The organism is Xanthomarina sp. (genome assembly GCF_035306705.1).
GTDB lineage: Bacteria > Bacteroidota > Bacteroidia > Flavobacteriales > Flavobacteriaceae > Xanthomarina.
This window is the reverse complement of the sequence record NZ_DATGNO010000004.1, coordinates 1-10,086: the sequence shown is the minus strand read 5'-3', so window position 1 is coordinate 10,086 and position 10,086 is coordinate 1. Positions and strand designations below refer to the sequence as shown.

Genomic DNA, 10,086 nt, shown 5'->3' with positions numbered 1-10,086 from the left:
ACCCAAACCCAAATCCCACCAATTTTACTATATTTAAGCTTTAAATTTTAACTAACTTATTGATTCCATTTTATTTTTACACCACAGCATAAATACACCCCATGAATAAATCTTCACACAATAAACTCGTATCTTTTATTTGGTCTATCGCAGACGACTGCCTAAGAGATGTATATGTCCGCGGAAAATACCGTGACGTTATTTTACCCATGATTGTTTTGCGCCGTTTGGATGCGCTTCTAGAGCCAACGAAAGACGCCGTTCTAGAAGAATTAGCTTTTCAGCGAGACGAAGCTAAATTTACCGAATGGGATGAAACCGGCTTACGTGAAGCTTCTACCTATGTGTTTTACAATACCAGCAAATGGACACTTCAAAAAATAAAAGATACAGCAACCAACAGTACACAAATACTACAAGCCAATTTTGAGGACTACCTCAACGGTTTCAGTCCTAATGTGAAGGAAATTGTAGATAAATTCAAACTGCGTAGTCAAGTACGTCACATGGCAACCAAAGATGTACTGTTAGATGTGTTGGAAAAATTCACGTCACCATATATTAACTTAACCCCTTACGAAAAAGAAGACCCGGAAGGTAGAAAACTACCAGCCTTGTCTAACTTAGGAATGGGCTATGTATTTGAAGAGTTGATACGTAAATTCAACGAAGAAAATAACGAAGAAGCAGGAGAGCACTTTACACCTCGTGAAGTGATTGATTTAATGACACACATTATTTTCGACCCTATCAAAGATAGTCTTCCACCGGTAATGACCATCTACGATCCAGCTTGTGGGAGTGGGGGAATGCTTACAGAATCTCAAAACTTTATAAAAGACGAAGAAGGTGCTATTAGAGCTATGGGAGATGTCTATCTTTTCGGAAAGGAAATTAACGACGAAACCTATGCCATCTGTAAATCGGATATGATGATTAAGGGGAATAATCCTGAAAACATTCGTGTGGGTTCTACCTTATCTACCGATGAATTTGCAGGAACTACCTTCGACTTTATGCTTTCTAATCCACCGTATGGGAAATCATGGAGTAGTGAGCTTAAATACATCAAAGACGGTAAAGATGTTATAGATCCGCGTTTTAAAATAATGCTTTCCGATTATTGGGGCGTGGAAGAGGAAGTAGATGCTACGCCACGTTCTTCCGATGGGCAATTGTTGTTCTTAATGGAAATGGTAAACAAAATGAAACCACTAACACAAAGCCCAACGGGTTCTCGTATTGCTTCTGTACATAACGGAAGTAGTCTTTTTACAGGCGATGCTGGCGGTGGCGAAAGTAATATCCGTCGTTATATTATAGAAAACGATTGGTTAGAAGCCATTGTTCAATTGCCGAATAACCTGTTCTACAATACAGGAATCACGACCTATATCTGGATTTTAAGTAATAATAAGCCAGAGCACCGACAGGGAAAAGTACAACTGATAGATGCTGGAGAACTGTACAGAAAGCTTCGTAAAAACTTAGGAAACAAAAACTGTGAGTTTGCGCCTGAACACATCACTGAAATTCTTGAGGTTTATACCGAAATGAAAGCGGTAGAACGCGAAGGCGATACTTCGACAAGCTCAGTACAAGCAGGTATCGCTGCACAAATTTTTGATAATGAAGACTTTGGGTATTACAAAGTAACGATAGAGCGTCCAAAACGTTTGAAAGCACAGTTTACCCCAGAGCGTATAGAAACTTTACGTTACGATAAGTATTTAGAAGAGCCTATGCGCTATGCGTATGAAACTTATGGGGAAAGCGTTTATAACGATATAAGTGTACACGCCGAAGAACTTTTAGAATGGTGCGAGCAGAACGATTTAAACCTTTCTTCAGCCAATAAAAAGAAACTAACTAAAAAGGAGACTTGGCAAAAGCACCAACACTATATAAAATTAGCAAAGCAGTTAGAAGCACATTTTGGCGCTACTTTATATACCGATTATAATATTTTTGAAAAAGAAGTAAATAAAGTTATCAAAACAGATAAGTTAAATGCTTCAGCTTCCGATAAAAAAGCCATTCTAAATGCAGTGAGCTGGTATGATGCCGATGCCGAAAAAATCATTAAGAAGAAAGAAAAATTAACGGGCGATAAGCTACAGAATCTTCTCATCCACTTAGGATGCAAAGAAGAAGATTTAGCCGATTTCGGATACTATGCAACCGATAAAAAGGGCGAATTCATCACCTACGAAACCGAAAGTGATTTACGAGATACCGAAAACGTGCCTTTAAAAGAAAATATCCACGAATACTTTTTAAAGGAAGTAAAACCACACGTAAACGAGGCTTGGATTAATTTAGACAACACCAAAATTGGTTATGAAATCAGTTTTAATAAATACTTCTACAAGCATATGCCATTACGAGATATAGAAGAAGTAACCCAAGATATTTTGGAATTGGAAAAACAAAGCGATGGTTTAATTGCAGATATTTTAAAAATGGTGTAATGACAGATAAATATCAAAACAAATATAGAATTGCCTCGGCACGATTAAAAAATTGGAATTATGCCAGTAGCGCCTCCTATTTTATAACCATTTGCACTGCTAATCGTGAACATTATTTTGGTGAAATTATAGAACAAAAAATGAATTTATCAGTTTTGGGCAATATCGTGGAACAAGAATGGATAAAAACCATTGCCATACGACCGGACATGAATTTATCATTAGGCGAATTTGTGGTAATGCCCAATCATTTTCATGGAATTATATTTATTGGTGAAAATAAATATAATCGCAATCATATCCGTAATTGCAATTGTAATTGTAATTGTAATTGTAATTGTAGAGACGCAATGCATTGCGTCTCTACAATGCGTGGCGTCTCTACAATGCGTGGCGTCTCTACAATTACGGATGGTGTTTCAACAACAACGGAAACGGAAACAGGAAACAAATTTGGCCCACAATCCAAAAATTTGGCATCTATTGTACGTGGTTTTAAATCTGCGGTAACCACCTGGGCGCGCAAAAATAACATTACCTTTAATTGGCAATCCCGATACCACGACCATATTATTCGTAACCAACCCGAATATAACCGAATTGCCAATTATATTCTAAATAACCCGGCCAATTGGCAGAACGATAAATTCTTTGCCTTATGATAAATAAATACGACAGCTATAAAGACTCTGGCGTGAAATGGTTGGGAGAAATTCCTGAGCATTGGGAATTAAAACGTTTCAAACACATCTTTAAAGAAAAGAAAATAACATATAATGTTGAGTTAAATTCAGGATCTATAAGTTTTGGGAAAGTAGTTTATAAGGATGATGAAAAAATTCCAGAATCAACAAAACGATCTTATCAAGTATTGAATAAAGGGGAGTTTTTAATTAATCCTCTAAATTTAAATTATGACCTTATAAGTTTAAGAATTGCATTGTCTGACAAAGATGTGGTTGTAAGTTCTGGTTATATTATTGTTCAAAATGTAATTAAATTGTCTAAAGAGTACTATAAGTGGTTACTACATATTTTTGATGTTGCTTATATGAAAACTCTTGGAGCAGGAGTAAGACAAACTTTAAGTTTTACTCATATTGCTAATTCCGAGTTTGTTTTTCCTCCCCTCCCCGAACAAACCGCCATCGCCAAATTTTTAGACGACAAAACCGAAAAGATCGACCAAGCCATTGGCATTAAGGAGCAGCAAATAGCCCTTTTAAAAGAACGCAAGCAAATACTTGTACACAAAGCGGTCACTCGTGGTTTAAATGACAAGGTTGCCCTAAAAGACTCTGGCGTGGAATGGATTGGGGAGATTCCGGAGCATTGGGAGGTTACCAAAGCAAAATACTATTCAACGATATTTGTTCCTGAAAGAGCAAAACCAGATTTGAATACTGATGGTAAAGGGTTTCCTTGGGTAACTACAGAGCATTTACGAAGCGTTGAACTTTTTGAAACCGCTGTAAATTATTGTGTGAATGAAAGTTCAAAAAAGAAAACAGGATCAAGAATTATCGAAGCTGGTAGTGTATTAGCAACTTGTGTTGGAAATTTTGGTATTGCTTCTACACTTAATTTCGATTGTATTATTAATCAACAAATTCAAGGTTTCACTAATTTGAAAATTGATGCTAATTACTTAACCTATTTAGTAAGACTTTCAGAGGATTATTTTAAAAATAATTCAACCTTAACAACGATAATGTATGTTAACAAAGACACTTTTGGTAATATGCCGATTACTCTACCTCCAATATCAGAACAAAAAGAAATCTCTTCCTACATAGAATCTGCTTCTCAAAAAATCGACACCGCCATTTCCCTTAAAACCCAGGAAATAGAGAAGTTGCAGGAGTATAAGAGTAGTTTGATAAATAGTGTGGTGACGGGGAAGGTGAGGGTGAGTTAAATTAGAAGACTTTAGTGAAAATTATTATGAGAGAAGTTTTGGAAGCCAACCCAATAGCGGTTACAAAAGAAAAGGAGTTGAGAGAGATTCAACCGGAAATTATCACAGTGCAGCAACTGGTGGAAACGCCGCGCTTTGTGATTCCTCCTTATCAACGTCCGTACAAATGGTCGTCCAAAAACGTCAACCAATTATTGGATGATATTCTCTTTTTCAAAACCAAACCTGCCTATCGTTTAGGAACCATCGTTTATCATCTGGACGAAGACAATATGCTGAATATTGTGGATGGTCAACAACGCACTATTACACTTTTGCTGATCGGATTGGCTATTCAAAATAATGAAATCCTGCAAGAAAAATTAAAAAAAGCCAAAATAAGTACGCCTAAGCTTTCTGTGACTTCGACCTTATCTTTTCAAGACCCACAGAGCAAAGAAAACATTCGTGATAATTATTTTGAAATTGAACGTAGAATAAATGATTTCGACGAAGCCACAGTTCAATTTTTTTATGAATGTTGTGAAATGGTAAAAGTGGTTCTTTACGACATATCCGAAGCTTTTCAATTTTTCGATTCCCAAAATGCCCGAGGCGTCGATCTTTTTCCCCACGATTTACTAAAGGCGTTTCACCTTCGTGAAATGTTAGAGAGCAGTACCGAATCTGAACGTATAGCCACCGTTAACGATTGGGAGAATATGGAGTTGGATGCGTTGAAGAAAACGTTTTCTCATTATTTATTTCGCATTAGAAACTGGAGTAATACAAAGTCTGCCCGTAAATTCACGAAAGATGATGTGGATGTTTTTAAAGGAATCAGTCCAGAAGTAAAAGAACCTTTTCCATTTGCGAGTATGTATCGCATCAGTCATTTTTATATAGAAGGCTACAATCAAGATTTTAATAGAAAAATAGATGGCAAAACAATGCCTTATCCTTTTCAATTAGATCAAATCGTGATCAATGGTAAACGATTTTTCGAAATGATTCAGCATTATGAGAAGGTCATCAACAAATTAAAATTTTCATCAAAAGAGGATACTATAGCTCAAGAAATTTTAACCACGCTAGACACTTATTCGGGAAAAGATAGAACAGGCGATAAATATGTTCGTAATCTTTTTGATTGTGCACTGGCTTTTTACGTAGACAAATTCGGGATGGTGGAAATGGAACGAGCTGTAGAAAAAATATTTATATGGAGTTATTCTTTACGTCTAACGATGCATAGCGTCCAACTGGCAAGTATGGATAATCATGCTTTAGCGCATCCCTTCATTTTCAAAACCATAAAAGATGCTTTAAAACCCAGCGACTTTTTAAATATAAAGCTTCATCCGCTTCAGGAGGCGGAATTGGTAAACTCCGATAAAACGAAAGCACTTAAAGATTTATTTATAAAAATGAAATTTATCTATGAGTAATACAATCCCTTCATTTTCTATAGGATCTTTATTTGAGAATGCTGATTCCTACGTCATTCCCATCTACCAAAGAAATTATACCTGGGGCTTGGGAGAAATTACGCAATTGATTCAGGATGTATATGACTATGCTTTTGACGAAGAGAAGTCTAAAACCAATTACTACATTGGTACATTGGTAGTTTATGAGCGCCATTTAGATGGTCAGACAACTTATGAAACCATCGATGGGCAACAACGCTTAACCACTTTAAAAATACTTCTGAATGCGCTACATAGAAAGTTTGATCAGGAAATAGAAGATAAAATTTCTTATCACTTAGATTTAAGTTTTGACAGTCGTAAAAAGTCAACAGAAACTTTGGAGGTCATCACCAATCAAAATCAAAAAGAGGTAGCCTTTATTTCGAGTAAAGATTACAATCCTCAAATAAAGCAACGCTATTATGATGCGGAAAAAGTCTTAGCCCGCTTTTTAGATACGCCAGATAAAGTGAATATCTTCTACAACTACTTAACGGAAAAGGTAAAAGTAGTTAGAGTATCTGTGCCAGAAGTAACCGATTTGAATCATTATTTTGAAATAATGAACAACCGCGGAGAACAACTGGAAAAGCACGAAATTCTAAAAGCAAATATGTTGGAAGTTTTATCTGACGACCCAGTATTGACCTATGCATTCAACACTATTTGGGAAGCTTGTACCGATATGGAGCGCTACGTGCAATACGGTTTTTCTACAAAAGAGCGAGATATTGTATTTACGGATAACAACTGGAATGTGTTGAATTGTAATTCCTTGGATGATATTGCTACTAGAATATTTGAAGCAGCCAAAGAGGATAAGCATTCCGCCCAATTGAATATTACTGAAATCATTGATTACAAAGGTTCCTTTAAAGTAAACACAGACGAAAAAGAAGATGCTCCAGAACGTTTTACTTCGGTTATTAATTTCTCGAATTTTTTATTGCACGTACTGCGTATTCAAACGAAGTCTGATATTCCTTTAGATGATAAAAGACTGATTGATTCCTTTAAAACATTTTTAAAGGATGCAGAAAAGGAAACACAGATACAATTTGTAAAGGATTTTGGTTTTAATTTATTGAAGATTAAACACCTATTTGATCAGTACATTATAAAACGAGAATTTATCAGAGAAAAAGACCAGTGGAGTTTAAAAGTTCTAAAATGGTATGCTGGTAATAAGGTGAGCTACGTAAATAGTGTGGAAAATGATGAGGCATTAAATAAAGAGTTGATTATGCTATTGTCTATGTTCCACGTTTCAACGCCCACATTGGTTTATAAGCATTGGTTAAACGGAGCTTTAAACTATTTGTTTGATCAAACTCAAATTAATGCTGTGGCCTATCGAGACTATCTGCTTAAGCTAGCAGAGGCTTATTTCTTTGATCGATATACTGCGATGGATGCAATAGATTATTTTGAAATCATTTATAAAAATCAAGGAAGGTCTGTAAATAGATATACCGGCGCTTATAATTTGGATGTATTGGATCAGGGGACATCGGTAGAGAATTTTGTGTTTAACTATTTGGATTATATTCTTTGGAAAGAAGGTGTGAAAGGATCATCTGATTTTGAATTCACTTTTAGAAGTTCAGTAGAACACTATTATCCACAGAATCCAATTTCCAAAGACCATAAAATAGATGCTTCCATATATGATATGTTCGGAAATTTGTGTCTGATTAGTAGCAGTAAAAATTCTCGATTAAGCAACCATATGCCATCAGCCAAAAAAGATTATTACCACAAAGTAGGTGCAGATAGCCTCAAACAACAGATAATGATGTCTGAACCAGAATGGAGTGAGATAGAAATCAAGAAACATTCTGATTTAATGAAAAACAAATTAAATGAATTTAGAAATGCATAGCCAAACCAACGAACAAGCTTTAGAGGCTGCTATAGAGAAAGCCTTAACTGGAACCTGCTTAGAGGATATGAAAAAGCAAGGGCAATCTATTGATGCCGTAAACGAACAAGCTGCATTGTATAGAACAGGCAAAGGTTATTATATTGGACAGCCATCTAATTTTAATGCCCAGTTTGCTATAGACGAACAATTCTTTTGGGATTTCCTTGAAACCACCCAAAAAGAGGAATTAGAAAAGCTACAAAAGCAAAGTGATTGGAAACTAAAAATCCTAAATCGCTATGATCGTATGATTAAAAAATATGGGGTCCTGCATCTACTAAAAAAAGGCTTGCAAGTAGACGATGCCAATTTCACCTTGTTTTACCAACTACCATTAGCAAGTAGTAGTAAAAAAGTAAAGCAGAATTTTCAGCAAAACCGCTTTAGCGAAACAAGACAATTGCGTTATAGTGTAGATAACCCAAGAGAAGAAATTGATTTGGTTTTGTTTATCAATGGATTACCTATTGTAACGATGGAGCTAAAAAACCATTGGACAGGTCAAAATGCACGTGTACATGGACAGCACCAATACAGAAATAAACGTGACAACAAACAGCCTTTATTGCAATTTGCACGTTGTATAGTACACTTTGCTGTTGATACAGATGAAGCTTACATGACAACAAAGTTAAATGGAACTAAAACATTTTTCTTACCATTTAATAAAGGGAATAAACACGGTAAAGGCAACCCTGAACTACCAAAAGGAGAAATAGGCCACAGAACAAATTATTTGTGGAATGAGGTGTTTACCAGAGAGAGTTTAGCTAATATCATTCAGCATTTTGTACGCTTAGATGGTAAAAAGAAAGACCCATTACAAACCAAAACCTTATTCTTTCCACGTTATCACCAAATGGATGTGGTGCGTAAAATTATAGCAGATGCCAGTAAAAAAGGAGTAGGGCAAACCTATTTAATTCAGCATTCTGCCGGTTCTGGTAAATCAAACTCTATTACTTGGGCGGCATATCAACTCATAGAAACCTACCCAGAAAGCTTAAATACGCCTGGTGTTACAGATTTAGAAAAACCCTTGTTCGATTCGGTAATTGTTGTAACCGATAGACGCCTATTAGATAAACAAATCCGTGATAATATTGCGAGTTTCTCGGAAGTTAAAAACATTATTGCTCCTGCCTATTCGTCTAAAGAATTAAGAGATAGTTTAGAGCAAGGCAAGAAAATTATTATAACTACGATTCAGAAATTCCCATTCATCATAGATGGTATTGCAGATTTAAGCGATAAGCGTTTTGCGGTGGTTATAGATGAAGCACACAGTAGCCAAAGTGGTTCGGCTCATGATAATATGAATCGCGCTATGGGACAACAGATTGATGAAGATGATGAGCTTGATGCACAAGATAAAATAGTACAGGCAATGCAATCTCGTAAAATGCGAGGTAATGCATCGTATCTAGCTTTTACAGCAACACCAAAACCCATTACTTTAGAGAAATTTGGAGTCAAAGATGCCGAAGGTAAATTTAAACCGTTTCATCTATACTCCATGAAACAGGCTATTGAGGAAGGTTTTATCCTCGATGTACTAGCGAATTATACAACCCTTAAAAGTTATTACGAAATAGAGAAGTCTATTGAAGAGAATCCTTTATTCGATTCTACGAAAGCGCAGAAAAAATTACGAGCTTATGTAGAACAACACCAGCAAACCATAAACACCAAAGCAGAAATTATTCTAGACCATTTTATTCCTAAAATAGTTAACCAGAAAAAACTAAAAGGGAGAGCTAAGGCTATGGTAATAACGCAGAGTATAGAATCTGCCATTCGTTATTATAAAGCCTTAAATACTATTCTGAAAGATAAAGGCCATCCCTTTAAAATAGCTATTGCCTTTTCAGGTACTAAAAAAGTTGATGGGATAGAATACACGGAAGCGGAACTAAATGGTTTTCCTGAAAAGGATACACGATTTAAGTTTGATGAAGATGAGTATCGCATTTTAGTAGTCGCCAACAAATACCTTACAGGTTTCGACCAGCCAAAACTATGTGCCATGTATGTAGATAAGAAGCTACAAGGGGTACTTGCGGTTCAGGCTTTATCACGATTAAATCGAGCGGCATCTAGTCTAGGTAAAAAAACAGAAGATGTTTTCGTGTTAGACTTCTTTAATTCTACCGATGATATAAAAAAATCATTTGATCCATTTTACACAGCGACGTCATTAAGCGAAGCAACCGATGTAAATGTATTGCATGAGTTAAAAGACGCATTAGATGCAGTAGGTGTTTATGAGTGGAGTGAGGTAGAGGATTTTAATATCAAGTTTTTCAACAAAGAAGATGCACA

Annotated in this window: 6 protein-coding genes; all 6 read left to right on the top strand. The window is 35.9% G+C overall.

All coding sequences use genetic code 11. The features are described 5' to 3' along the window. Positions 1 to 101: 101 nt before the first annotated feature. Positions 102 to 2,471: a type I restriction-modification system subunit M gene (locus VKY47_RS00330; protein WP_324309286.1), complete on the top strand. Its 2,370-nt coding sequence runs from the start codon at positions 102 to 104 to the stop codon at positions 2,469 to 2,471. After that, entirely contained in the window at positions 2,471 to 3,133 is a 663-nt protein-coding gene (locus VKY47_RS00325; RefSeq protein WP_324309284.1) for a transposase, read from the top strand. The genes VKY47_RS00330 and VKY47_RS00325 overlap by 1 nt, the downstream gene beginning before the upstream one ends. After that, on the top strand, positions 3,130 to 4,389 hold the full coding sequence (locus tag VKY47_RS00320; RefSeq protein ID WP_324309282.1) for a restriction endonuclease subunit S: 1,260 nt from the start codon (positions 3,130 to 3,132) through the stop codon (positions 4,387 to 4,389). Before VKY47_RS00325 ends, VKY47_RS00320 begins: the two co-directional genes overlap by 4 nt. 26 nt (positions 4,390 to 4,415) lie before the next feature. Further along, positions 4,416 to 5,816: a DUF262 domain-containing protein gene (locus tag VKY47_RS00315; RefSeq protein WP_324309281.1), complete on the top strand. Its 1,401-nt coding sequence runs from the start codon at positions 4,416 to 4,418 to the stop codon at positions 5,814 to 5,816. Beyond that, entirely contained in the window at positions 5,809 to 7,722 is a 1,914-nt protein-coding gene (locus VKY47_RS00310; protein WP_324309280.1) for a DUF262 domain-containing protein, read from the top strand. The genes VKY47_RS00315 and VKY47_RS00310 overlap by 8 nt, the downstream gene beginning before the upstream one ends. Further along, on the top strand, positions 7,703 to 10,086 hold a 2,384-nt coding region (locus VKY47_RS00305), incomplete at its 3' end, for a type I restriction endonuclease subunit R (RefSeq protein WP_324309279.1). The genes VKY47_RS00310 and VKY47_RS00305, both read left to right, overlap by 20 nt.

Coding starts and splice junctions, on each gene's coding strand:
- VKY47_RS00330 (WP_324309286.1), top strand. CDS start 102: ATGAATAAATCTTCACACAATAAACTCGTATCTTTTATTTGGTCTATC.
- VKY47_RS00325 (WP_324309284.1), top strand. CDS start 2,471: ATGACAGATAAATATCAAAACAAATATAGAATTGCCTCGGCACGATTA.
- VKY47_RS00320 (WP_324309282.1), top strand. CDS start 3,130: ATGATAAATAAATACGACAGCTATAAAGACTCTGGCGTGAAATGGTTG.
- VKY47_RS00315 (WP_324309281.1), top strand. CDS start 4,416: ATGAGAGAAGTTTTGGAAGCCAACCCAATAGCGGTTACAAAAGAAAAG.
- VKY47_RS00310 (WP_324309280.1), top strand. CDS start 5,809: ATGAGTAATACAATCCCTTCATTTTCTATAGGATCTTTATTTGAGAAT.